Source organism: Kitasatospora sp. NPDC053057, from assembly GCF_044546945.1.
GTDB lineage: Bacteria > Actinomycetota > Actinomycetes > Streptomycetales > Streptomycetaceae > Kitasatospora.
The window spans coordinates 173,485-198,414 of the sequence record NZ_JBITZP010000005.1; the positions used below are offsets into that span (position 1 = coordinate 173,485).

Below are 24,930 nucleotides of genomic sequence, written 5' to 3' on the forward strand. Positions count from 1 at the left end.
GGAAAGCCGCACCACCCCCCGCCGCCCCCGACCTGGGGCTCACTACCATCGTCCACCATGAGCAGCGCTGAGCAGCAGGTACGTACGGTCGAGGTCCCCGGCGCGGTGCTCGCGGTGCACCGGCCCGCAGAGGAAGCCGGCGCCGACGGGCGCGAGCCCGGGCTCTTCGTGCACGGACTCGGCGGCTCGGCCGCCAACTGGACCGCCCTGATGGACCGGCTCGCCGGCGTCGTCGACGGCGAGGCCGTCGACCTGCCCGGCTTCGGCCACTCCGACCCGCCCACCGACGGCAACCTCAGCCTCTCCGGCCACGTCCGCGCCGTCATCGGCTACCTGGAGGCCTCCGGCCGCGGCCCCGTCCACCTGTTCGGCAACTCGCTCGGCGGCGCCGTCGCCGTCCGCCTCGCCGCGCTGCGCCCCGACCTCGTCCGCACCCTCACCCTGGTCTCGCCCGCCCTGCCCGAACTGCCCCCGCAGCGCTCCGCCTGGTCCACCGGCCTGCTCGCCCTGCCCGGCCTGCCCGCGCTGCTGCGCCGGCTGCCGGCCGGCCGGCCGGTCGCCCGGGCCGCTGGTGTACGGGCTGCGCGACAAGCTGGTCGCCTACCGCTCCGCCCGCCGGGCCTGCGCGGCCTTCGCCGACGCCCGGCTGCTGGTGCTGCCGGAGTCCGGGCACGTGGCGATGATGGAGCACCCCGACGCGGTCGCCCGGGCCGTGCGCGAGCTGATCGCGGCCCCCGCCCGCTGAGGCGGACGGGGAGACCCGCGCCGTATAGCGCCCGCTAACGGCCCGGTTCGGGGCGAGGTCACGGCGGTTCACTCGTTCAGGTGGCACGCAGGCATGTGAGCGATGGGTGACCGGAGGCCGGTCCTACCGTTCTGCTGCCGGACCGAACAGGTGTGGGGGAGAGCCGCAGACACCGGAACACCCGGTGGGTGGCGGGCAACAGCATGGGTCCCGGCGTACGGCCCCGCGGCTCCGGTAGCCCCTCGGAGGGGTAGCAACCAGAGGAGGTCTCCCGTGCGCGTCGCCCTGCTCACCGAGGGTGCCCGTCCGCATCCCGACCGTGGCACCGGAGCCTGGTGCGACCGGCTGGCCGAGGGCCTGCCGGAGCACGAGTTCGAGCTGTACCTGCTGACCGGCCCGGCCGGCCTCGGCGCCGTCGCCCGGCTCTCGCCCGCCTGGCAGGGCGCCCGCGACCTGGCACTGTGGGGCCGCCGCCCGCGCGGCCGGGCCCCCGGGTCGCTGCGCAGACGCCAGTACGCCGGGGCGTACGAGGAACTGGTGCGGGCCCTGGTGCTGCCGGGGGAGCGGGCCGGCTTCGGGGCCGGGCTGTACCGGCTGGCCGCGCTGGCCCGGGAGGACGACGGCACCCTGCCCGTCTTCCTCGCCTCCGCCCACGCCCGGCGGGTCCTGGAACGGACCTGGCGGCTGCCCGGCGCGGACACCTCGGCCGGACAGCCGCTGGTCTGCGACGTCCTGGTCGCCGCCGACCTGCTGGAGCAGTGCCTGCGCCCGCTGTCCGCGCCCTGGTACGGCACCGGGCCCGGCGGCCTCGGCGGCGCCGACCTGTGCCACGTGGTCGGCGGTGGCCCGGCCGCACTGCCCGCCCTGGTCGCCCGGCACCTGCACGGGGTGCCGTTCGTGGCCACCGAGCACGGGCTGCGCCTGCGCGAGCAGTACCTCGGCTGCCCGCCCCGAGCCGAAGGGCGCGCCGGTGCCGAAAGCGAGGAGCGACAAGCGAGGGACGAGCGCCGGAGCGACGACCGTCGGCATCGGGTTCGAGCGCCCGGAGGCGAGCGGGCGAGTCACGAGGCGCCGTACCGATGGCCGGTCCGGGCGCTGCTGCTGTCCTTCTTCCGGGCGCTCACCGAGGAGACCTACCGGCAGGCCGCGATACTCACCCCGGGCAGCGCCCACGACCAGCAGTGGCAGCGCCACTGCGGGGCCGACCCGGCGCGCACCCGGGTGGTGTACGAGGGCACCCCGGCCGTGGACCGCCCGGCGGCCGGACCGGAGCCCGAGCGGCCGACCCTGGTCTGGGCGGGCGCGCTGGAGCCCGGGCGCGACACCGAACTGATGCTGCACGCCTTCGCCCGGGTCCGCGCCGAACTGCCCGCGGCGCGCCTGGTGGTGCACGGCGAGGAGACGGCCCCCGGATACCTGGCGCACTGTGCGGCGGTCGCCGAGCGGCTGAGGGTGGCCGGGGCGGTGGACTTCGCCGGGCGGCCCGGCTCGCTCGCCGAGGTCTGGGAGGGCGGCACCGTCGCCGTGTTCTCCGCGCTCTCCCAGCGCAGCCCCCGGCTGCTCGCCGACGCCATGCTCAGCGGCCGCGCGGTGGTCTCCACCGACGTCGGGGTGGCCCGCGAGGTGGTCGGCCCGACCGGACTGCTGGTGCCCGCCCGCGACCCGCGCGCCCTGGCCGGGGCCTGCCTGGCCCTGCTGCGCGACGAGGAGCGGCGCTCCCGGCTCGGCCTGGCGGGACGGCTGCGGGCGCAGGAACGCTTCGCCGTCGAGCCGGTGATCGGCGCCTTCCGGGAGATCTACCTGGAGCTGGTCTCGCAGTACCCCGCCTTCCCCGAGGGCGGCACCGGCGAGGGCGGCCGGGCACCGCGCCCGTTCGCCCGCCCCGCCGAGTACTGGCTCGCCGACAGTCCGCGCGAGCGGGACGGCCGGGAGGCCCCTGAGGCCGGGGGCGAGGACCCGGGCGCGCGGCCGCCCGCCGAGGACAGGCACGGGCAGCTCGCCGCCCTTCCGGCCGCCGTCGAAGCCCGGCCAGGACCGTTCCGGCCCGAGCCGACGAGACCCGCCGGGCCGGCCTTCGCGGAGGCCGTCTGATGTCCGGCTCGGCGGTCGGCAGCCCCAGCGCCGATCCGGTGCGCGAGGTGATGGCCGAGCACCGGGAGCTGTGCGAGCGCGCCGTCGACCCGCTGGAGATCGCCGCCGGACTGGAGGAGGCCGGGTTCGGTCCGGAGGCCGCCGCGCGCTGCCGGCACGCCGATCTGTTCTCGCTGGCCGAGGAGTTGTACGCGCGGGTGCCCCGCCGGCCACCGGTGCCGGAGCCGTCCGCGGAGCGGCGGGGCGGGGCCGCCGGTCGGGCGGCGCTGACCGCCGCCGCGCTGGCCGTGCTGCCCTGCGCCGGGGTGGTGGCGCTCGGTGCCCGCTGGCCGGTGCTGCTGCCCGCGGCCGTACCGCTGGTGCTGCTGCCCGCGCTGACCTCGCCGCCCCCGGCCGAGCCGGGTCCGGCGCCGTGCGGCCCGGCCTGCCCGGGGGAGCTCGGCCCGGTGCGCGCGCCGGTCGGGCCGGCCGGTTCCCGGTGGCGCCCCGCCGCGCTCGGGTACGGGCTGGGCCTGGCAGCGCTGCTGCTGCTCCCGCTGGCGGCGCCGGGCGCGGACCGGCCGCTGGCCGCCGCGCTGGTGCTGGCCGCCGCGGTGTCGGCGGGCGCGGCCGAGCGGGCGGCCCGCTGGTACCGGCGGGTCGGCCGGGGGCATCTGGGGGCGGCCCGCACGCTGGCCGAGTTCCGGGCCCGGATGCGGCCGGTGCTGCCGGTCGCGGTCGCGCTGCACCTGGCGGTGCTGGCGGTGCTGACCTACGCCGCGCTGGCCGTGCTCGCGGTCGTCGCACCGCGCCCCGGGCCCGGCCACGGCGGCGGCCTGCTGCACCTGGCCGCCGAGCGGGCCGGCGCCACGGCGTGGGCGGCGCAGGGCGTGCTGGGCCTGCTGCTGGTGCTGCCCGCGCTGCTGGCGCGCTGCGGCCGGTCGGCGACCGCCGCGCTGGGCGCCGTGGCCGGGCCCGCCGCGACGGCGGTGCCGCTGGCCCTGGGCCGCCCCTGGCAGTCGGCCGTCCTGCTGGGCGGCGGAGCGGTCGCGGCGGTGCTGCTGGCCCACGGCTGGGCGGTGCTCGGCCGGGCCGGCTCGCACCGTTGACCCCAAGTCAGATCTCGTTCGCTGTTTTTCAGTCCGCCAGGTCGTCCCCGACCTCGCTTCGTGGAAGGACGCCCCCGATGAGGGTGCTGCTGCTGGGCGCCGACGGCTTCATCGGCCGCCGGGTGACCGATCGTCTGCTGATGGACCAGGAGTTGCAGGTGACGGTGCTCGGCCGGCGCGACTCGGCCGACATCCGCTTCGACCTGACCACGGGGAGCCCGGGCGCGCTGGCCCGCTTCCTGGACGCGGTCGCGCCGCAGGTGGTGATCAACTGCGCGGGCGCCACCTACGGCAGCTCGCGCACCCTGATCCGGTCGAACACGCTGGCCGTCGCGACGGTCTGCGAGGCGATCCGGCGCAGCCGGGAGCCGGCCCGGCTGGTGCACGTCGGCTCGGCCGCCGAGTACGGGCCGGTGCCCGGCGGGGTGCCGGTGTCCGAGCAGGCCGAGCCGCGGCCGGTCGGCCCGTACGGGGTGTCCAAGCTGGCCGGGACGGAGCTGGTGCTGGCCTCCGGGCTGGACGCGGCGGTGCTGCGGGTGTTCGACGTGGTGGGGCCGGGGGCGCCGACCGCCTCGCTGTTCGGGCGGCTCGCGGAGGGCCTGCGGCGGGCGCTGGAGCGGGACGAGAACCAGGTGCGGATGCCGGACCTGTCCGGATACCGGGATTTCGTGGACGTGCGGGACGTCGCGCGGGCGATCCAGGCGGCGGCGGTCTCGGCCGCCACCGGGGTGATCAACGTGGGCAGCGGGCACGCGGTGCGGGCCCGGGACGCGGCCCAGCTGCTGGTCCGGGCGTCGGGCTTCGAGGGGGCGATCGTGGAGGAGAACCGGCAGGTCCTGCTGCCCGCGCAGGTCGGCGGGCAGGGTGGTGACCACCTGCCGGGCCACCACCTGCCGGGCCACCGGGCGGAGGAGCGTCGGCCGGAGGGCCGGCCCGCCCCGGGCGAGCCGGTGCCGTGGCGGCAGGCGGACGTGCGCACCGCCCGGGACCGTCTCGGCTGGCGGACACAGGTGCCGCTGGAGGAGTCGCTCGGCGACGTCTGGCTGGAGACGGCCTGCCGGGTCTGAGGTCGTCCCGGTGGCGCCCCGGGCCCGCGGAACGACGGGCCTGGGGCACGGGCCCGGGGCGCCCTGACCGGCCCGGCGGCCGGTTCCACGATCCGGCGCGGCCCGTCTCGCCCATCGGACGAGCTGTCTCGGAATACCGGAGGGGCGTGACACTGTTGGCCTAGAGAGCCATCCGAGTGGCGGAGCGACAACCCCGTCCGAGGCTGGCCCTTGGCCACCTGAACAAGACACCCATCGGAGTCCCCGTGTCGTTGCCACCCCTGGTCGAGCCGGCCGACGAGCTCACCGTTGACGAGGTCCGCAGGTACTCCCGCCACCTGATCATCCCGGACGTCGGGATGGCCGGGCAGAAGCGGCTGAAGAACGCCAAGGTGCTGTGCGTCGGCGCCGGTGGCCTCGGCTCGCCCGCGCTGCTGTACCTGGCCGCCGCCGGTGTCGGCACGCTGGGCATCGTCGAGTTCGACGTGGTCGACGAGTCGAACCTGCAGCGCCAGGTCATCCACGGCCAGTCGGACGTCGGCCGCTCCAAGGCGGAGTCGGCCCGCGACTCGGTCAAGGAGATCAACCCCTACGTCGACGTGGTGCTGCACGAGGAGCGCCTCGACAACTCCAACGTGATGGAGATCTTCTCCGGCTACGACCTGATCGTGGACGGCACCGACAACTTCGCCACCCGCTACCTGGTGAACGACGCCGCGGTGCTGCTCGGCAAGCCGTACGTGTGGGGCTCGATCTACCGCTTCGACGGCCAGGCCAGCGTGTTCTGGGCCGAGCACGGCCCCTGCTACCGCTGCCTCTACCCGGAGGCCCCGCCGCCGGGCATGGTCCCTTCCTGCGCCGAGGGCGGCGTGCTGGGCGTGCTGTGCGCGTCCATCGGGTCGATCCAGGTGAACGAGGCGATCAAGCTGCTGGCCGGCATCGGCGACCCGCTGGTCGGCCGGCTGATGATCTACGACGCCCTGGAGATGAACTACCGCCAGGTGAAGGTCCGCAAGGACCCGAACTGCGCCGTCTGCGGTGAGAACCCGACGGTCACCGAGCTGATCGACTACGAGGCCTTCTGCGGCGTCGTGTCGGAGGAGGCGCAGGCCGCCGCCGCCGGTTCGACCATCACCTCGAAGCAGCTCAAGCAGTGGCAGGACGACGAGGAGGACATCTACCTCATCGACGTCCGCGAGCCCGGCGAGTACGAGATCGTCAACATCCCCGGCGCGGTGCTGATCCCGAAGAACGAGTTCCTCATGGGCGACGCCCTGGAGAAGCTGCCGCAGGACCGGAAGATCGTGCTGCACTGCAAGTCGGGCGTGCGCTCGGCCGAGGTGCTGGCCGTGGTCAAGGCCGCGGGCTTCGCCAACGCCGTCCACCTGGGTGGCGGCGTGCTCGGCTGGGTGAACCAGATCGAGCCGCACAAGCCGGTCTACTAGGCAGCCGGTACGTGAAGGAGGGCCCCACCGCCCCGGCGGTGGGGCCCTCCTTCGCGCGTCTCAGAGCGCGTGCCTGCGCTGCAGCACGTTGTAGGAGATCCAGCCCGGCAGCACCGGCAGCCAGAAGGTCAGCGCCCGGTAGAGGAACACCGCCGGGGTGGCGACCGCTGGAGGCACGTCCGCGGCGATCAGCGCGCCGATCAGCGCGACCTCGACCGGTCCGATGCCACCCGGGGTGGGGATCGCCGAGCCGGCCGCGTTGGCGGTCAGGAAGACCACCGCGACGGCCGAGAAGCTGACTTCGCCGCCGAAGGCCTGCACCGAGAAGTCCAGGCAGGCGGTGAAGGAGAGGGTCAGCAGCAGGATGCCGCCGAAGCCGGTGACCAGCTTGCTGGGCGTCTGCATCAGGTCGAGCATCCGCGGCACCACGCCGAAGAACAGCGAGCGCAGCCGGCCCAGGACGAAGCGGCGCAGCGGCGCGACCGCGGCCACCACCAGGGCGAGCACCGCGGCGGTCAGCACCCCGATGATCACCGCCCGGGAGGCGGAGAGGTCGCCGTTGGTCTGGCTGCCGGTGATCAGACCGAAGCTGAACAGCAGCAGCAGGTGCCCGGCCAGGCCGGCCAGCTGGGAGGCGCCGACCGAGGCGACCGCCTGGCCGGGGCGGATGCCGGCCTTCTGCAGGTAGCGGGTGTTGAGCGCGATGCCACCGATCGCGGCCGGGGCGACCAGCTTCACGAAGGAGCCGGCCAGCTGGGCCGCGACGGTGCGCCGGAACGGCAGCCGCTCGGGGACGAAGCCGGTCAGGCTCATCGCGGCGGCGACGTAGCTGAACGCGGCCGCCAGCAGGGCCGCCGCCGCCCACGCCCAGTTCATCTGGGAGAGCTTGAGCTGCGCCGGCTTGATGGTGGTCAGCGCCAGGTAGGCGGCGAAGGTGAGCGCGATCACCATGATCAGGCTCTTCGGCTTCAGCCGCTCCAGCTTGGCCGGCTCCATCGGCGCCTCGGGGGCGATCTGCAGGATCTGGCCGCGGATGCGGCTGAGCAGGTCCTCGCCGGCCGCCGCGATGTCCTCCTCGGCCTGCTGCTGGGTGCGCTCGCCCGCCGCGACCTGCTCCAGCGCCTTGGCCCGGGCGGCGGCCTTGCGCTCCTTGGTGAGCTTGGCGAGGTCGATCCGGGTGGAGCGGCTCATCCCGACCGGCTGGAGCAGCGGCAGCGCCTGGGCGACCCGGTCCGCGCCGAGCACCGCGTTGGCGGTGGCGACGGCCCGCTCGGGGCCGATCCGCAGGGCGAAGGTGGTCAGCAGCTGGGCGACGTCGATGCGCAGCGTCAGGTCGGTGGCGGCGATGTCGCCGCCGGAGAGGTTGACCAGGCAGGCCGCCTTGTCGTCCACCACGAGCAGCGACTCGCCGGTCAGCCGGCGGTGGGCGATCCGGCGCTCGTGCAGGGCGGCCACCGAGCGCCACAGCGAGGCCATCACCAGGTCGGTGACCTCCTCGTCGGCGAGCTCGTCGAGGGTCCGGCCCTCGACGTTCTCGTACACCAGGATCGCGGCGTCCGGGCCCAGCTCGGAGGTGGCCACCAGCTGCGGCGCGCGGGCGCCCGAGGCGGCCGCCGCGTACGCGATCAGGGCCTCCTGCTCCAGCGCCTGGCGCAGCGACTGGGGGCTGCGGCGCACCGCGACCGAGCGCAGCCGCAGCCGCCGCCAGGCCCGGTAGAAGAAGCCGGAGGCCTGCTGCTCGCGGTCGATGATGTGGACGTCCAGCGGCGGGCCGTCCTGCTGGGTGACGTAGTAGCGCCGGGTGCCGCCGGGGGCGTCCGGGGCGCGGTGGGCGCCGTCCGGGGTGAAGCCGACCTTGCGCAGGCCGATCATCAGGTGCTGGCCGGTGGGCCGGATGTTGGGGGAGCCGATCGCGTACAGCGTGCCGTACGCGACGGACCAGCCGATCAGCACGGTGAGCATCAGCGACAGCGGGGTGGTGTAGCCGCCGAGCAGCTCGGTGACCCCGCTGAAGACCACCACCACCCACAGGGCCACCCGCCAGCGCGGTCTGCTCGACATGCCGACGGCGGTCATGTAGGCGATCACCGGGGCGAGGTAGCCGTGCACCGGGTCGGTGAGGGTGCTGTTGCTGTCGAGCGGCAGCCGGGTCAGTGCCTCGCGGAGGTGCTCGGAGGCGCCCTCGGCCACCCACCAGTCGATGCCCAGCGAGACGCCGTACGCGAGCACCGAGGCGAGCACGCCGTCGGCGACCCGCAGGCCGTCGCGTTTGATCAGCCGCTCGACGGCGAAGGCCAGCGGCACGGCGAGCACCGCGACGCTGGAGACCAGGCCGGTGATGGTGGACAGCACCGCGGAGAAGTGCGGCGCGTTGGTGGCGATGTCCTGCTCGATGCCGCTGGTGGTCGAGGTGGCGATGCCGGCCAGGACGAAGACCGCGACTATCCCGAAGACCCCGGTCAGGAAGCGGATCAGGTCGGACGGGCGGTGCGCGCGGGCGGCGAGCAGCGGCTCGTCGACGTCCAGGTGCGGGGCGTCGTCCAGCGGGTCCTGGTACTCGGTCCGCGGGGCGGGCGGCGCCGGAGCGGGTGGCTGCGGCGGCGACTCGGGGGCCTTCTCGGGCGTGGGGGTCTTGATCGTCGGGTCCTTGATCAGGGAGACTTCCGGCGTCGGCCCGTTCTCGGGCCGCCCTTCGGACTCGTCACCGGGAGCCGGGGGTACGGCGGAGCCGGACTCGTCGGAGTCCCTGTCCACGCCCACGTCAGCCATCCCGGTCATCTGGTCTTGTCCTCGTATCACCACTCACCGCCCCGAAGATGGTGGCATGCCCCGACCCCCGGTGCTGGACAGGGGCCGGATCGGGCGCGGCGGGTCGTTCGCACGGGGCCGCGCACGCGTCCCTATAAGGAAGAATGCCGCAGGTGACGGACGTAACAGACGACGGCGTCCCGGACGCCCTACCGCCGTTCGCCGAACTGGTGCTCGATCTGACCGAGCGGATTCCACCCGGCCGGGTGATGACCTACGGCGACGTCGCCGAGTACCTCGGCCAGGGCGGGCCCCGGCAGGTCGGGCGGGTGATGGCCCTGTACGGCGGCTCGGTGCCCTGGTGGCGGGTGATCCGCGCGGACGGCCGCTTCCTGCCCGGTCACGAACACCGCGCCCTCGCCCACTACAGCGAGGAGGGCACCCCGCTGCGCGAACTCGTCGACCCGCCCCGGGTCGACCTCCGGCGGGCCCGCTGGGACGGCGAGGAGATTTCACCGAACGCTCCGCACGGGCGGGATTGACGGGGCAGGATCGTAGGCTCGATACGGGCGGGCCCGACGGGCCCGCCCCGGCCATGCCCCTCTGCACAACCCCAGGAAGTCCGTGAGCGAGCGAAGCGAGCGAGCCATCGAACGGCGCGTGTGGGCGAACGCCCCTGCCGAGCGCGGCGAGGCGGCCGCGTGAGCTCCCCCTACCGGCTCGTGCGCAGCCCGCTCGTCCAGCCCGACCCGCCCGTGCTGGACGCCTATCAGCGCGCCGTGGTCGAGCACACCGGCGGCCCGCTGCTCGTCCTCGCCGGCCCGGGCACGGGCAAGACCACCACCCTGGTCGAGGCGGTCGCCCGGCGGATCCAGGACGGCACCGACCCCGAGCAGATCCTCGTCCTCACCTTCAGCCGCAAGGCCGCCATGGAACTGCGCGACCGGATGTCCGGCCGGCTCGGCGGCTCCGCCGCCGCCCCGCAGGCCACCACCTTCCACTCCTTCTGCTACGCCCTGCTGCGCGCCCACCAGGACCCGGAGGACTACGCCGAACCGCTGCGGCTGCTCTCCGGCCCCGAACAGGACGTCATGGTCCGCGAACTGCTCGCCGGCGGCGCCGAGGACGCCAAGCGCACGGAGTCGACCAGCGGCTCCGCCGCGGGCACCCGCATCCACTGGCCGCTCGACCTGCGCGCCTGCCTGACCACCCGCGGCTTCGCCGACGAAGTCCGCGCCGTCCTCGCCCGCAGCCGCGAACTCGGCCTCGGCGAGGCCGAACTCGAACGCTTCGCCCAGGGCGTCCAGCGCCCCGACTGGGCCGCCGCCGCGCACTTCCTCGCCGACTACCTCGACGTGCTCGACCTGCGCGGCGTCCTCGACTACGCCGAACTCGTCCACCGCGCCGTCCTGCTCGCCGAACGCCCCGACGTCGGCGAACAACTCCGCAAGCGCTACCGGGTCGTCTTCGTCGACGAGTACCAGGACACCGACCCCTCCCAGGTCCGGCTGCTGCGCCAGCTCGCCGGCGGCGGACGCGACCTGGTCGCCGTCGGCGACCCCGACCAGTCGATCTACGCCTTCCGCGGCGCCGACATCAACGGCATCCTCGACTTCCCCCAGGCCTTCCGGCAGACCGACGGCAGCCCCGCCGACGTCAAGGTGCTGCGGGTCTCCCGCCGCTCCGGCGCCGTCCTGCTCGCCGCCTCCCGCGAACTCGCCCGCCGGATGCCGATGGGCCGGCTGCCCGCCGACAAACTCGCCCAGCACCGCGCCCTGCTGCCCTCCCGCGAGGGCGGCCGGGTCGAGGTCTACACCTACCCCACCCCCGGCGCCGAACTCGACTCGATCGCCGACCTGCTGCGCCGCGCCCACCTTGAGGACGGCGTGCCCTGGGGCGAGATGGCCGTCCTCGTCCGGGCCGGCGCCCGCTCCATCCCCGGCGTGCGCCGGGCCCTCGGCGCCGCCGGCGTCCCGCTGGAGATCGACGGCGACGACCTGCCGCTGCGCGAGGAACCCGCCGTCGCCCAACTGCTGCTCGCCCTGCGGGTCTGCGCCGAGCAGGCCGCCCGCGACAAGCAGGGCGACCCGGACGCCCCCGACCCGCTCACCACCGACCTGGCGCACACCCTGCTGACCGGCCCGCTCGGCGGCCTCGACGGCTCCGACCTGCGCCGCCTCGGCCGCGCCCTGCGCGAGGAGGAACGCGCCGCCCTGCGCGAGGAGGAACGCGCCGCCCTGCGCGCCGACGGCCGCCCCGCCGCCGCCCCGCGCCCGGCCGGCGAGCTGATCCGCGAGGCCCTCGCCGAACCCGAGCGCCTGATCGCCCTCGACCCGGCGACCGCCCGCCGCGCCCGCGACCTCGGCACCCTGCTGCGCAAGGTCCGCGAACTGCTGGCCGGCGGCTGCACCGCCGAGGAGGCCCTCTGGGAACTGTGGGACGGCAGCCGCCGCTGGCGCGAACGCCTGGAGCGGGCCGCCCTGCGCGGCGGCGCCGCCGGCCGCAACGCCGACCGCGACCTGGACGCGCTGTGCGCCCTGTTCGAGACCGCCGCCCGCGCCGAGGAACAGGTCACCGGCCACCGCAGCGCCCTCGACCTGCTCGCCGAACTCGAAGCCCAGGACATCGCCGCCGACACCCTCACCGTCCGCACCGTCCGCCCCGAGGCGGTACGGCTGATGACCGCCCACCGCTCCAAGGGCCTGGAATGGCGCCTGGTCGTCGTCGCCGGCGTCCAGGACGGCCTCTGGCCCGACCTGCGCCGCCGCGGCTCCCTGCTGGAGGCCGACCGGATCGGCCGCGACGGCCTCGCCGAACCGCTCTCCCCGGCCGCCCTGCTCGGCGAGGAACGCCGGCTCTTCTACGTCGCCACGACCCGAGCCAAGGAACGGCTGATCGTCACCGCCGTCAAGGCCCCCGCCGACGACGGCGACGAACCCTCCCGCTTCCTGCGCGAGCTCTACCGCGAGGACGTCGACCCGCGCACCGGCAAGGCCGTGCGCCGCACCCCGCCGGTCACCGTCGAGGACGTCACCCACCGCCCGCGCCGCCCGCTGTCGGTGGCCGCCCTGGTCGCCGAACTGCGCGCCGTCACCGTCGACCCCGCCCGCTCGCCCGAACTGCGCCGCGCCGCCGCCGAACGCCTCGCCGTCCTCGCCACCGCCACCGACGAGGACGGGCTGCCGCTGGTGCCCGCCGCCCACCCCGACCGCTGGTGGGGCCTGGACGACCCCACCGCCGCCCCCGAGCCGCTGCGCAGCGCCGACGCGCCCGTACGGCTGTCCGGCAGCGGCCTGGAACAGCTGGAGAACTGCTCGCTGCAGTGGTTCCTGGACAAGGAGGTCAAGGCCCGCGGCGTCGGCACCGCCGCCCAGGGCTTCGGCAACGTGGTGCACGCCCTCGCCGACGAGGTCGGCTCCGGCCGCACCCCCGCCGACCTCGCCGTCCTCATGGCCCGCCTGGACACCGTCTGGGACGCCCTCGCCTTCGACGCCCCCTGGAAGTCCCACCAGGAGAAGACCGAGGCCCGCACCGCCCTGGAGCGCTTCCTCAACTGGCACGTCCTGGAACGCGGCCGCGACGTCGTCGCCACCGAGCACGGCTTCGACGTCACCCTCGACGTCGGCGGCGTCTCGGTGCGCATCCGCGGCTCCATGGACCGGGTCGAGAAGGACCACGCCGGACGCGCCTACGTGGTCGACTTCAAGACCGGCAAGCAGATCCCCACCGACAAGTCGCTGCCCGAGCACAAGCAGCTCGCCGTCTACCAGCTCGCCGTCCGGGCCGGCGCCCTCAACGAACTGCCCGGCTTCGCCGAACGGCCCCCGGCCACCGGCGGCGCCGAACTCGTCCACCTGCGCGAGGCCGCCGCCAAGGGCGCCCCGGACGCCCCCAAGGTGCAGCGGCAGGAGCCGCCCGAGGGCGAACCGTGGATCGAGAACCTGCTCGCCGAGGCCGCCGGCAAGGTCCTCGCCGAACGCTTCGTCCCGCAGACCGGCGGCGGCTGCGACCGCTGCACCTTCCGCCGCAGCTGCTCCGCCCAGCGCGACGGCGCCCAGCTGGTGGAGTAGCCAGGGTCACGGCGGCCGGGCGCCCGGAGTGTCGGCTGCGCCCGTTAACGTTGCGGGGTGACCGCCGTGCTCAGCCATCCCGACCAGCTCAAGGAGCTGCTGGGCATCCCGTTCAACCGGGAACAGATGGCGGCCATCGGCGCCCCCCTCGCCCCCGCCGTGATCGTGGCCGGCGCCGGCTCCGGCAAGACCACCGTGATGGCCGCCCGGGTCGTCTGGCTGGTCGGCTCCGGCGCCGTACGCCCCGAGGAGGTGCTCGGCCTCACCTTCACCAACAAGGCCGCCGGCGAACTCGCCGAACGCGTCCGCACCGCCCTGGTGCGCGCCCGCGTGGCCGACCGGGACGACACCGAACCGCTCGGCGAACCCGAGATCTCCACCTACCACGCCTTCGCCGGCCGTCTGCTCAAGGAACACGGCCTGCGCATCGGCATAGAGCCGGACGTCCGGCTGCTCGCCGACGCCACCCGCTTCCAGCTCGCCGCCAAGGTGCTGCGCACCGCCCGCGGCCCCTTCCCCGCCCTCACCGGCACCTTCGCCAACCTGGTCGCCGACCTGACCGCCCTGGACGGCGAACTCGCCGAACACCTGGTCGAGCCCGCTGCGCTGCGCGCGTACGACGAGGAACTGCTCGACACCCTCGCCACCGTCAAACTGAGCAACGACGACCTGCGGGCCGTCCCCGCCACCGCCCGCGCCCGGCTGGAACTGCTGCGCCTGGTCGAGGACTACCGCCGCCGCAAGCAGGCCGCCGGACTGATGGACTTCGGCGACCAGATAGCCGCCGCCGCCCGCCTCGCCCAGCAGCGCCCCGAGGTCGGCGCCCTGCTGCGCGGCCAGTTCAAGGTCGTCCTGCTGGACGAGTACCAGGACACCTCCGTCGCCCAGCGCCTCATGCTCGCCGGCCTCTTCGGCGCCGGGGCGGGCCACCCGGTGACCGCCGTCGGCGACCCCTGCCAGGCCATCTACGGCTGGCGCGGCGCCTCCGTCGCCAACCTCGACGACTTCCCCCGCCACTTCCCCCGGGCCGACGGCCGCCCCGCCGACCGCTACGCGCTCAGCGAGAACCGCCGCAGCGGCGGGCGCCTGCTCGCCTTCGCCAACGAGCTCGCCGCCCCGCTGCGCGCCATGCACGAGGGCGTCGAGGCGCTGCGCCCGGCCCCCGGCGCCGAACAGGACGGCTACGTGCGGGCCGCGCTGCTGCCCACCCACGCCGAGGAGGTCGACTGGCTCGCCGACTCGATCGCCCACCTGGTGCGCACCGGCACCGCGCCCGGCCGGATCGCCGTGCTGTGCCGGGGCGGCGCGGCCTTCCCGGACATCCACGCCGCGCTCGTCGCCCGCGAGGTGCCGGTCGAGGTGGTGGGCCTCGGCGGGCTGCTACAACTGCCCGAGGTGGCCGACCTGGTGGCGGTCTGCGAGGTGCTGCAGGACCCGACGGCCAACGCCGCCCTGGTGCGCCTGCTGGTCGGCCCGCGCTGGCGGATCGGCCCGCGCGACCTCGCCCTGCTCGGCCGCCGGGCCGCCGCCCTGGTGCGCACCGAGCGGCCCGACGGGGTGGAGGCGCTGGCCGCGGCCGTCGCCGAGGCCGACCCGACCGAGGTGGTGTCGCTGGCCGACGCGGTGGAGACCTTCCTCACCGCCTCAACCGGCGAGGAGGGGGACCAGACCGACGACCTGCCGTTCTCCGCCGAGGCCAGGGTGCGCTTCGCCCGGCTCGCCACCGAACTGCGCGAACTGCGCCGCTCGCTCGCCGACCCGCTGATGGACGTGCTGCACCGGGTGCTGACCGTCACCGGCCTGGAGGTCGAACTCGCCGCCTCCCCGCAGGCGCTGGCCGCCCGGCGGCGGGAGACCCTGCACGCCTTCCTGGACGTCGCCGCCTCCTTCGCCGACCTGGACGGCGACCCGGGCCTGGCCGCCTTCCTCGGCTTCCTGCGCGCCGCCCAGGAGTACGAGCGCGGCCTCGACAGCAGCTTGCCCGGCGGCGAGGACACCGTGAAGGTGCTCACCGCGCACAAGTCCAAGGGCCTGGAGTGGGACGTGGTCGCCGTCCCCGGCCTGGTGAAGGGCGCGTTCCCGTCCGGCAGCGCGCGCGAACGCTGGACCAGCACCAAGCGGGTGCTCCCGCACGCCCTGCGCGGCGACGCCGCCACCCTGCCCGACGTGCGCGGCGGCTGGACGAGCAAGTCGATGGCCGCGTTCAAGAAGGAGCTGGCCGAGCACTCCGGCACCGAGGAACTGCGCCTGGGCTACGTCGCGTTCACCCGCCCCCGCTCGCTGCTGCTGGCCTCCGGGCACTGGTGGGGGCCGAGCCAGAAGACCGTCCGCGGCCCGTCCGCCTTCCTGGAGCAGCTGCGCGAGCACTGCGAGCAGCCCGGCGCCGGCGAGGTCGAGCACTGGGCCGAGCAGCCGGAGAAGGGCGCCGCGAACCCGGCGCTGGCCGCCGCCGTCGAGCGCCCCTGGCCGCTGCCGCTGGACCCGGCCGCCCAGCACGCCCGCCGCCGGGTCGCCGAGGTGGTGCGGGGCAGGATCGCGGGAGTGCCCGCCCCCGAACCGGAGCCGATGGCGGTCGAGGACCAGCGCCAGGTCGCCTCCTGGGACCGCGATCTGACCGCGCTGCTGGGCGAGTTGGAGCGCTCCCGGCGCACCGCCCGGGAGGTGCCGCTGCCGCCCGCACTGTCCGCCACCCAGCTGCTGCGGCTGGCCGCCGACCCGGACGGCTTCGCCCGCGACCTGGCCCGTCCGATGCCGCGCCCCCCGCAGCCCGCGGCCCGGCGCGGCACCCGCTTCCACGCCTGGGTGCAGTCCCGGATCGAGCCGCTGCTGCTGATCGAGCCCGGCGCGCTGCCCGGCGCCGACGACGACGGCATCGAGGACGAGCAGGACCTGGAGCGGCTCAAGGAGGCGTTCCTGCGCACCCCGTACGCCCAGCGCAGGCCCCACCGGGTCGAGGCGCCGTTCCAACTGGTGCTGGCGGGGCGGGTGGTGCGCGGCCGGATCGACGCGGTCTACCGGGACGGTGACGGGGTGACGGAATCCGGTGGTGCGTCACGCTACGAAGTGGTGGACTGGAAGACCCACCGCGAGGAGACGGCCGACCCGCTGCAGCTCGCGGTCTACCGGCTCGCCTGGGCAGAGCAGGCGGGCGTCGATCCCGAGCTGGTCACGGCTTCGTTCCTGTACGTCCGCAGCGGACGGATCGTGCGTCCGGAAGGACTTCCCGATCGAAAAGAGTTGGAACGGCTCCTGATCGGGAACAGTGACTAATGAGTCACGCAGAGCATCCAAGTCATCGCGCCGACGCCCGAAACCTGTGCGTCGTGCACGTTTCGCGCCTATTGTGGGGTCGGTAACCGGTCAACCCCCGTGCTCCGGCCGCCAGCGAGGCCCGTATTCCCTGACCCTCAGTCATCACCGCAGGTGCCCCAGGCATCGGCGTCGTCTGCTGGAGAGACCGAAGTTGAGCGCGACCGGATGGATCAGAGAGCGGTTCACCGGGCCGACCCCGGGACCCGCTCCGGGCACGACCGGCACCTGGCCGAGGACGGCGCTCGCGCTGCCCTTCATCGGCATGGCGCTGATCGTCGCCCTCGACTACCTCAGCGGCACCGAGGTGACGGTCGAACCCGCCCTCACCGCCGTACCCGCGCTGGCCGCCGTGGTCAGCCGCCGCACCTGGTACCCGCTCGCCATCGGCCTGTGCACCGAGGCGGCGGCGTTCCTGATGGCCTTCCGCAGCGACGCGCTCGGCGAGTCCGTGCACGCCGCCAGCGTCATCGCGATCCTGCTGGTCGCCACGATCGGCTGGGTCAGCGCCACCCTGAGACTGCGCCAGGAACGCGCCCTGGCCGACGCCCAGCTGGTCGCCTCGATCGCCCGCCGGGTGCTGCTGCGGCCCGTCCCCGAACGGGTCGGCAGCGTGCGCGCCGCCGTCCACTACGAGGCCGCCGCCGCCCACGCCCGGATCGGCGGCGACCTGTACGAGGTCGTCAACACCCGGCACGGCGTCCGGGCCGTGGTCGGCGACGTGCGCGGCAAGGGCCTCGGCGCGGTCGAGACCGCCGCCGCCGTCCTCGGCGCCTTCCGCGAGGCCGCCCACCAGGAGCCCGCCCTCGACCGGGTGGCCGGCTGGCTGGCCGTCAGCCTCGACCGCGCCCTGCACGAGAACGACCACCCCGGCGTGGAGGAGGAGTTCGTCACCCTCGTCCTGATCGGGGTGCGGCCCGACGGCACCGCCGAACTCGTCAACTGCGGCCACCCCTCGCCGCTGCTGTTGCGCGGCGGACTGGTCCACCCGCTCGAACTCGTCGAGACCGTACCGCCGCTGGGCGTCCTCGACCCGGCCGACGTCCACCCCCCGGTGCACCGGGTCCCGCTGCACGGCGGCGACCGGGTGCTGCTGTTCACCGACGGGGTGATCGAGGCCCGCGACCGCTCCGGCGCCTTCTACCCGCTCGCCGAACGCTTCCCGCGCTGCGCCGACGGCCGCCCGGCCGACGTCCTCCAGCGCCTGCACGAGGACGTGGTGCGCCACGTCGGCCGCCAACTCGGCGACGACGCGGCCATGCTGCTCCTGCAGTACGACCCGACCCCGCCCGCCATCGCCCACCTGCCGCAGCAGGCTGGCATCCTGACGAACCATTAGAGAGCCGGGTGGCGCCTCACAGCGAAACCCGTACCAGCAGCGGCCGGTGGTCCGACACCGCGGCGCGCGGCGCCGCCGCCGGACCCACCGCCGCGCGCGGCACCCCCACCGCCAGCACGTGGTCGAACTGTACCGCCGGCCGGTGCGAGGGGTAGGTCGGCGTGCGCGCCAGGTCGTACCAGCCCTGCAGTCGCGCCCGCGGCTCGCGCACCCGCCGCCGGCGCGGCTCGGCCACCGCCGGCCGGGCCCGCCGGGCCGCCCGCAGCTCCCGCACCCGCACCCGCGGCGCGGTGCGCTCCAGCGCCGTCGCTCCGCCGAGCACCGTGCGCGGCACCGCGCCGACCAGGTTGAAGTCCCCGAGCACCAGGTGCGGCCGCGGCAGGTCGGCGATCCAGCGCCGGATCCCGGTCAGCTGCGCCATGTTCCAGCCCGGCACGAAGGACAGGTGCGCGGCCACCACGGTGAACGGCCCGTGCTCGCCCTCCAGCACCGCCGCCAGCGCCGCCCGCGGCTCGTCCGGCACCGGGGTCAGCCCGCGCCGCCCGGCCACCCGCAGCGGCAGCCCGAACGGCGCCGGGGCGAAGCGCCGGGCCCGCCAGTGCCGCACCGGCAGCCGGGTCAGCAGCGCCGTCCCGTACGAGGGCGGGGCGCCGTCGCCGACCTCGCCCGGCCCGTACACCCGCAGGCCGTTCGGCCCGGACGGCTCCGGCACCCAGCCCGCCACCGGTGCCGGTCGCCCGTGCAGTGCGGCCGCGAAGCGCCAGTCGCCCGCGCCCATCGCCTCGGCCGCCACCGCCGCCTGGTCGGTGCCGCCCGAGCGCTCCTGGTGCCGGTCCACCTCCTGCAGGGCCAGTACGTCGGCGTCCAGCGCGGCGATCGCCTCGGCCAGCGGGGCTCCCGCGTCGGCCGGGTAGGGCCGCGGCGCGCCGTCCGGGGCGAGCGGCTGACCGTGCAACAGGTTGAAGGTGGCGATGCGCAACTGGCTCACACCGCACGACGGTACCCGAGGGGGCGCGGCTTGAGGCCGGAGGGCATACCGGGTATACATACCGAGTATGTCCATCCGTCACGGTCTGCTCGCCCTGCTCGACCAGGGCCCCCGCTACGGCTACCAGCTGCGCACCGAGTTCGAGGCGCGCACCGGCGCCACCTGGCCGCTCAACGTCGGACAGGTCTACACCACACTGTCCCGGCTGGAGCGCGACGGCCTGGTCGAGGCCGCCGGCGAGGACGAGGAGGGCCACCAGTTCTACGCCGTCACCGACGCCGGCCGCGCCGAACTGCGGGCCTGGTTCGACACCCCGGTGCCCCGGACCAACCCCCCGCGCGACGAACTGGCGATCAAGCTCGCCATGGCCGTGACCGTCCCCGGAGTGGACGTCTCCGCCGTCGTCCAGGGCCAGCGCCGGCACAGCATCAAGGCACTGCAGGACTACACCCGGCTCAAGGGTCGCGCCCTCGCCGGTGAGGCGAGACCCGGCGCCGTGCCCTCCGAGAGCAACGACCTCGCCTGGCTGCTCGTCCTCGACCAGCTGATCTTCCAGACCGAGGCCGAGATCCGCTGGCTCGACCACTGCGAGACCCGGCTCGCCCAGCAGGCCGAACTCCAGCAGGCCCGCGCCGCCGAGGCCGCCCGCGACGGCGCCGCCAAGAAGCCCGGCCGACTCGGCCGCCGCACCCGCGCCTAGGGCCCGCCGGGAAGCCCGGCCGACCCGGCCGCCGCACCCGCGCCCAGGCGCTGCCACTCGATTCACAGGGCCGACGCCCCGAACGTCGAGCCCGTATCCAGCACAAGGGGGGAACCGTGTCCCACACCGACCAGTCCCGGCAGGCGCCGGTACTGCACTTGGAGAACGTCACCCGCGTCCACGGCCAGGGCGCCGCCGAGGTCCAGGCCCTGCGCGGCGTCGACCTCAAGGTCCACCCCGGCGAGTTCGTCGCCGTCATGGGCCCGTCCGGCTCCGGCAAGTCCACCCTGCTCACCCTCGCCGGCGGCCTCGACACCCCGACCACCGGCCAGGTCCTGGTCGAAGGCGTCGCCCTCGGCGCCCTCGCCCGCAAGAAGCTCGCCCAGGTCCGCCGCCGCTCCGTCGGCTACGTCTTCCAGGACTACAACCTGATACCGGCCCTCACCGCCGCCGAGAACATCTCGCTGCCGCGCGAACTCGACGGCCTGTCCGCCCGCGCCGCCCGCCGCGAGGCCCTCGCGGCCCTGGAGGAACTCGGCATCCCCGAACTCGCCGACCGCTTCCCCGACGACATGTCCGGCGGGCAGCAGCAGCGCGTCGCCATCGCCCGCGCCCTGATCGGCGACCGCCGCCTCGTCCTCGCCGACGAACCCACCGGCGCCCTCGACTCCACCACCGGCGAAGCCGTCCTCGCCGTCCTGCGCGCCCGCTGCGACGCCGGCGCCGCCGCCATGATGGTCACCCACGAAGCCCGGCACGCCGCCTGGGCCGACCGGGTCGTCTTCCTGCGCGACGGCCGCATGGTCGACGAGTCCGTCAGTCAGGACGCCGCCACCCTGCTCGTCAGCGCCGCCGCCAACAGCAAGCAGGTGGACGAGTGAAGCCCGGCGCCTGGCGGCTCGCCCTGCGCATCGCCCGCCGCGACGCCCTGCGCGCCAAGGGCCGCAGCGCCCTGGTGATCGCGATGGTCGCGCTGCCCGTCCTCGGCGTCACCGGCGCCGACGTGATCTTCCGCAGCGCCACCCTCGAACCCGCCGAAAGCGTCGCCCGGACCATGGGCCGGGCCGACGGCCAGCTGGAGATGGCCGAGCGCGGCGCCTCCGTCAAGCAGGCCCCCGACCCGGGCGACCACTCCTACATGGTCTTCAACCCCAAGTACGAGGCCAAGGACGGCGCCGCCCCGCAGTACACCCCCGCCCAGCAGCGCTCCCGCGACACCGAACCCGCCCAGCTCGCCCAGCAGTTGCTGCCGCCCGGCAGCACCCTGGTGCCCGAATCCCAGGGCCCGGACACCGCAGCCAGCAGCGCCGAGGGCCTGCTCTCCACCCGTACCAGCGAAGCCGACCTGACCGACCCGGTCTGGCACGGCCGGCTCGACGTGGTCGAGGGCAGCGCCCCCGCCAACGACCAACAGGCCGCCGTCACCCGCGAGTTCCTCAACCGCTCCGGCCTGAGGATCGGCGACCGCACCACCGTCCGCGGCCTGGAATCCAGCCCCTTCACCATCACCGCCGTCGTCGAGTACCCCGGCGACCTCAAGGGCACCGAACTCATCACCCGCCCCGGCACCCTGATCGGAAAGCTCCCCGAGACCTCCGGCCGCGACAGCGCCTCCGCCACCCGCTGGCTGGTCAAGCTCCCCGCCGGCGCCACCCTCGACTGGGCCAAGGTCACCGAACTCAACGGCTACGGCTTCGTCCTGGCCTCCCGCAGCGTCATCCTCGACCCGCCGGCCCGCGCCGACGTGCCCTACTACGTCGAGATGGACCGGGTCCGCGGCGACAGCGGCACCGCCCTCCTCGACCGCACCTACGTCGTCATCCTCGCCACCGTCGTCGGCATGGCCCTGCTGGAGATCGTCCTCCTCGCGGGCCCCGCCTTCGCCGTCGGGGCCCGACGCTCACGGCGGCAGCTCGGCCTGCTCGCCGCCGCGGGCGGTGACCGCGCCAACGTCCGCGCGGTCGTCCTCGGCGGCGGAGGCGTGCTCGGCCTCACCGGCGCCGCCATCGGCCTCGGCCTCGGCGTCGCCCTGGTCGCCCTGCTGCGCACCCGGGCCGAGGAGTACTCCGGCGCCCGCTTCGGCCACTTCAACCTCCAGCCGCTCGACCTGCTCGGCGTGCTCCTGGTCGGCCTGGTCACCGGACTGCTCGCCGCCATCGTGCCCGCCGTCCAGGCCTCCCGCCAGGACGTCGTCTCCGCCCTCACCGGCCGGGACTCGCTCAAGCCGCCGAGCCGCAAACTCGCCCTGCTCGGCCTGCTGATGCTCGTCGCCGGCGCCGCCTTGGCCCTGGTCGGCGCGACCAGCGGCTTCTCCAGCCGCACCCTCGCCGTCCTCGGCGGCTCGCTCATCGCCGAACTCGGCATGGTCGCCCTCACTCCCTACCTGGTCGGCCTGTTCGGCAGGCTCGGCCGCTGGCTCTCGCTCGGCCCCCGGCTCGCCCTGCGCGACTCCGTCCGCCACCGCGGCCGTACCGCGCCCGCCGTCGCCGCCGTGATGGCCGCCGTCGCCGGCTCCGTCGCCGTCAACGTCTACATCGCCAGCTACGACGACGAGTACCGCCGCGAGTACGTCGCCGCCGGCCCGCCCGGCGCCGTCATCCTCGGCACCGGCTACGGCACCAGCGCCGAGGCCAAGCTGCTGCCACAGATGCGCGACACCGTGGAACGCAGCATCTCCGCCCTCGGCCCGCGGGCCGACGTCTCCCACGTCGACTACAAGGGCGACTGCCAGGACGGCGGCTCCTGCGGCTACATCCAGGTCATGCCGCCCAAGGAACGGCGCTGCCCGGTCTTCGACCGCGACACCCCGGCCGACCCCGGTGAGATCAAGCGCGTGATGAGCACCGACCCGCGCTGCCAGGTCCACGAACGCGGCGACAGCCGGTACGGCGACCTCACCGCCGGCGACGCCACCCTGCTGCGCAACCTGTACGGCGTCACCGACCCGGCGGCCGGCCAGGCCCTCACCGCCGGCAAGGCCGTGGTCTTCGACCCGCGCTACTTCAAGGACGGCAAGGTCGTCCTGCGGTACAGCGAACCGACCACCACGGGCGCCGGCGGCATCCCCGCCAAGCCCAAGAACATCGAGACCGCCATCGACGCCGTCCTCGCCCCTTCCGCGATGCCGGCCCCCGGCCAGGTCATGATGACCCCGGACACCGCCACCCGGCTCGGCTTCACCACCCGGCCGGCCGGCTCGGTCTGGCTCCCCGGGGCCGCGCCCTCCGACGGCGACCAGCAGAAGGCCGACGGCGCCCTCGCCAAGCTCACCGACCGCACCGTCCTCAGCGTCGAACGCGGCTACCATTCCAAGGCCGGAATCATCGGCCTCGGCCTGGCCGGCTTCGCCGGACTCGTCGCCCTCGGCGCGGCCGGCATCGCCACCGGACTGGCCGCCGCCGACTCCCAGCGCGACCTGACCACCCTCGCCGCCGTCGGCGCCGAACCGCGCATCCGACGCTCGCTGTCCGGCTTCCAGTGCGGGGTCATCGCCGCCATGGGCACCCTGCTCGGCGCCGTCTGCGGCCTCCTGCCGGCCGTCGCCCTGCGCAAGGTCCAGGGCGTCGCGGCCGACTACCCCGGCATCAGCCCGGAGGAACTCGCCGACAAGTCGTCCGTGGTCCTCCCCTGGCCCACCATCGCCGCCACCATCGTGGTGCTGCCGCTGCTCGCGGCGGGCCTGGCCGCGCTGCTCACCCGCTCGCGGATCTCGCTGCTGCGCCGCACCGGCTGAGCTGGGCGCCCGCTTCCCGTCACCTCCGTGCGCGCGGCCGTCGCGACGGGGGTGGCGGAGCTTGCGCGGCGACTCGGCTCGCGCGGTGACGGGGGCCGCGCGGTGGCGGAGGTTGCGGGGGTGACGGAGGTTACAGCCCCGACGGGGTCCGGCACCCGGAGGGCCGGGGCAGGCACCCACACGGGCGAACTACAGTCGTCGGTATGACGAGAACCCCGGACAGCGCCGTCCGCTCCTTCATCGACCAGCACCAGGCCGCCTTCCTCGCCGACCTCTCCGAGTGGCTGGCCATCCCCTCGGTCTCGGCCGACCCCGAGCGGGCCGGCGACGTGCGCCGTTCCGCCGAGTGGCTGGCCGCCAAGCTGCGCGCGACCGGCTTCCCGGTCGCCGAGGTGTGGGAGACCGACGGGCTGCCGGCGGTGTTCGCCGAGTGGCCGTCCGGGGACTCGTCCGCGCCGACCGTCCTGGTCTACGGGCACCACGACGTGCAGCCCGCCGCCAAGGAGGACGGCTGGGACACCGAGCCCTTCACCCCGACCGTGGTCGGCAAGCGGCTGTACGCGCGCGGCGCGGCCGACGACAAGGGCCAGGTGTTCTTCCACACCCTGGGCGTGCGCGCCCACCTGGCCGCCACCGGTCGCACCGCGCCGGCCGTCAACCTCAAGCTGCTGATCGAGGGCGAGGAGGAGTCCGGCTCGCCGCACTTCGCCGACCTGGTCCGGCGCGAGGCCGAGCGGCTGGCCGCCGACGTGGTGGTCATCTCCGACACCGGCATGTGGTCCGAGACCACCCCGACCGTGTGCACCGGCATGCGCGGCCTCGCGGACGCCCAGCTCGACCTGTACGGGCCGGACACCGACATCCACTCGGGCTCCTTCGGCGGCGCCGTCCCCAACCCGGCCCAGGTCGCGGCCGAACTGGCCGCCGCCCTGCACGACGCCGACCGCAAGGTCGCGGTCCCGGGCTTCTACGACGGGATCGTGGAGCTGACCGAGCGCGAGCGCGAGCTGTTCGCCGAACTGCCCTTCGACGAGGCGCAGTGGTTGCGCGTCGCCAAGTCGTACGGCACCCGCGGCGAGGCCGGGTACTCCACCCTGGAGCGGGTCTGGGCCCGTCCGACCGCCGAGGTCAACGGCATCTGGGGCGGCTACACCGGCCCCGGCGGCAAGACCATCGTGCCGTCCTCGGCCCACCTCAAGCTGTCCTTCCGGCTGGTCGCCGGGCAGGAGGTGGAGAAGGTCCGCGAGGCCGTCCGGGCCTGGGTCGCCGAGCGGGTGCCCGAGGGCATCCGGTACGAGCTGGTCTTCCCGGGCGCGACCCGGCCCTGCCTGACCCCGCTCGACCACCCGGCGCTGCAGTCCACCGTCCGCGCGATGGGCCGCGCCTTCGGGCAGAAGATCCTCTTCACCCGCGAGGGCGGCTCCGGCCCCGCGGCCGATCTGCAGGACGTGCTGGGCGCGCCGGTGCTGTTCCTCGGCATCTCGGTGCCCTCGGACGGCTGGCACTCGGTCAACGAGAAGGTCGAGCTGGACCTGCTGGCCAAGGGCGTCGAGACCGCCGCCTACCTGTGGGGCGACCTGGCCGAGAACTTCCGGCCCGGCGCGTGAGCCCTTTCGCTGCGAGCTCGT

The 24,930-nt window shown here is 75.1% G+C and carries 15 protein-coding genes; 13 read left to right on the forward strand and 2 right to left on the reverse strand.

What is annotated here, in order from left to right:
- The first annotated feature begins 57 nt into the window (after positions 1 to 57).
- The 5 genes from ACIG5E_RS08640 to moeZ all read left to right on the forward strand — a co-directional run bounded on the left by ACIG5E_RS08640 (position 58) and on the right by moeZ (position 6,415).
- On the forward strand, positions 58 to 783 hold the full coding sequence (locus ACIG5E_RS08640; RefSeq protein ID WP_396532454.1) for an alpha/beta fold hydrolase: 726 nt from the start codon (positions 58 to 60) through the stop codon (positions 781 to 783).
- A 235-nt stretch (positions 784 to 1,018) separates the two neighbouring features.
- Entirely contained in the window at positions 1,019 to 2,836 is a 1,818-nt protein-coding gene (locus tag ACIG5E_RS08645) for a DUF3492 domain-containing protein (RefSeq protein ID WP_396532455.1), read from the forward strand.
- Positions 2,836 to 3,924 carry a hypothetical protein gene (locus ACIG5E_RS08650; RefSeq protein WP_396532456.1) on the forward strand — a complete coding sequence of 363 codons (1,089 nt, stop codon included), beginning with the start codon at positions 2,836 to 2,838 and terminating at the stop codon, positions 3,922 to 3,924. The genes ACIG5E_RS08645 and ACIG5E_RS08650 overlap by 1 nt, the downstream gene beginning before the upstream one ends.
- Before the next feature lie 77 nt (positions 3,925 to 4,001).
- Entirely contained in the window at positions 4,002 to 4,991 is a 990-nt protein-coding gene (locus tag ACIG5E_RS08655) for an NAD-dependent epimerase/dehydratase family protein (RefSeq protein WP_380412130.1), read from the forward strand.
- Between the two features lie 245 nt (positions 4,992 to 5,236).
- Positions 5,237 to 6,415 carry an adenylyltransferase/sulfurtransferase MoeZ gene (moeZ, locus tag ACIG5E_RS08660; protein ID WP_396532457.1) on the forward strand — a complete coding sequence of 393 codons (1,179 nt, stop codon included), beginning with the start codon at positions 5,237 to 5,239 and terminating at the stop codon, positions 6,413 to 6,415.
- A 60-nt stretch (positions 6,416 to 6,475) separates the two neighbouring features.
- Here moeZ and ACIG5E_RS08665 read toward each other — a convergent pair whose 3' ends face one another.
- Positions 6,476 to 9,193 carry a flippase-like domain-containing protein gene (locus ACIG5E_RS08665; RefSeq protein ID WP_396532459.1) on the reverse strand — a complete coding sequence of 906 codons (2,718 nt, stop codon included), beginning with the start codon at positions 9,191 to 9,193 and terminating at the stop codon, positions 6,476 to 6,478.
- 134 nt (positions 9,194 to 9,327) lie between these two features.
- Here ACIG5E_RS08665 and ACIG5E_RS08670 point away from each other — a divergent pair, with 134 nt between their 5' ends.
- From ACIG5E_RS08670 to ACIG5E_RS08685, 4 genes are all read left to right on the forward strand, one after another.
- Complete coding sequence (locus ACIG5E_RS08670; RefSeq protein WP_396532460.1) at positions 9,328 to 9,705, forward strand: MGMT family protein; 378 nt, start codon at positions 9,328 to 9,330, stop codon at positions 9,703 to 9,705.
- Positions 9,706 to 9,864: 159 nt separating this feature from the next.
- Positions 9,865 to 13,233 carry an ATP-dependent helicase gene (locus tag ACIG5E_RS08675; RefSeq protein ID WP_396532461.1) on the forward strand — a complete coding sequence of 1,123 codons (3,369 nt, stop codon included), beginning with the start codon at positions 9,865 to 9,867 and terminating at the stop codon, positions 13,231 to 13,233.
- 57 nt (positions 13,234 to 13,290) lie between these two features.
- The gene (locus ACIG5E_RS08680; protein WP_396532462.1) at positions 13,291 to 16,503 is read left to right on the forward strand and encodes a UvrD-helicase domain-containing protein; all 3,213 of its coding nucleotides are present in this window, start codon (positions 13,291 to 13,293) and stop codon (positions 16,501 to 16,503) included.
- Between the two features lie 193 nt (positions 16,504 to 16,696).
- On the forward strand, positions 16,697 to 17,881 hold the full coding sequence (locus ACIG5E_RS08685) for a PP2C family protein-serine/threonine phosphatase (RefSeq protein WP_396532463.1): 1,185 nt from the start codon (positions 16,697 to 16,699) through the stop codon (positions 17,879 to 17,881).
- Positions 17,882 to 17,897: 16 nt separating this feature from the next.
- Here ACIG5E_RS08685 and ACIG5E_RS08690 read toward each other — a convergent pair whose 3' ends face one another.
- Positions 17,898 to 18,869: an endonuclease/exonuclease/phosphatase family protein gene (locus ACIG5E_RS08690; RefSeq protein ID WP_396532464.1), complete on the reverse strand. Its 972-nt coding sequence runs from the start codon at positions 18,867 to 18,869 to the stop codon at positions 17,898 to 17,900.
- Positions 18,870 to 18,936: 67 nt separating this feature from the next.
- On the opposite strand from ACIG5E_RS08690, the gene ACIG5E_RS08695 reads away from it, so the two are divergent.
- The 4 genes from ACIG5E_RS08695 (at position 18,937) to ACIG5E_RS08710 (ending at position 24,909) form a co-directional block, all read left to right on the forward strand.
- Positions 18,937 to 19,569: a PadR family transcriptional regulator gene (locus ACIG5E_RS08695; RefSeq protein WP_396532465.1), complete on the forward strand. Its 633-nt coding sequence runs from the start codon at positions 18,937 to 18,939 to the stop codon at positions 19,567 to 19,569.
- Between the two features lie 116 nt (positions 19,570 to 19,685).
- Complete coding sequence (locus ACIG5E_RS08700; protein ID WP_396532466.1) at positions 19,686 to 20,450, forward strand: ABC transporter ATP-binding protein; 765 nt, start codon at positions 19,686 to 19,688, stop codon at positions 20,448 to 20,450.
- Positions 20,447 to 23,302, forward strand: coding sequence for an FtsX-like permease family protein (locus ACIG5E_RS08705; protein WP_396532467.1), 2,856 nt, complete (start codon positions 20,447 to 20,449; stop codon positions 23,300 to 23,302). The genes ACIG5E_RS08700 and ACIG5E_RS08705 overlap by 4 nt, the downstream gene beginning before the upstream one ends.
- Positions 23,303 to 23,505: 203 nt before the next feature.
- Positions 23,506 to 24,909, forward strand: a complete 1,404-nt coding sequence (locus tag ACIG5E_RS08710; protein WP_396532468.1) for a dipeptidase — start codon at positions 23,506 to 23,508, stop codon at positions 24,907 to 24,909.
- Positions 24,910 to 24,930 lie beyond the last annotated feature (21 nt).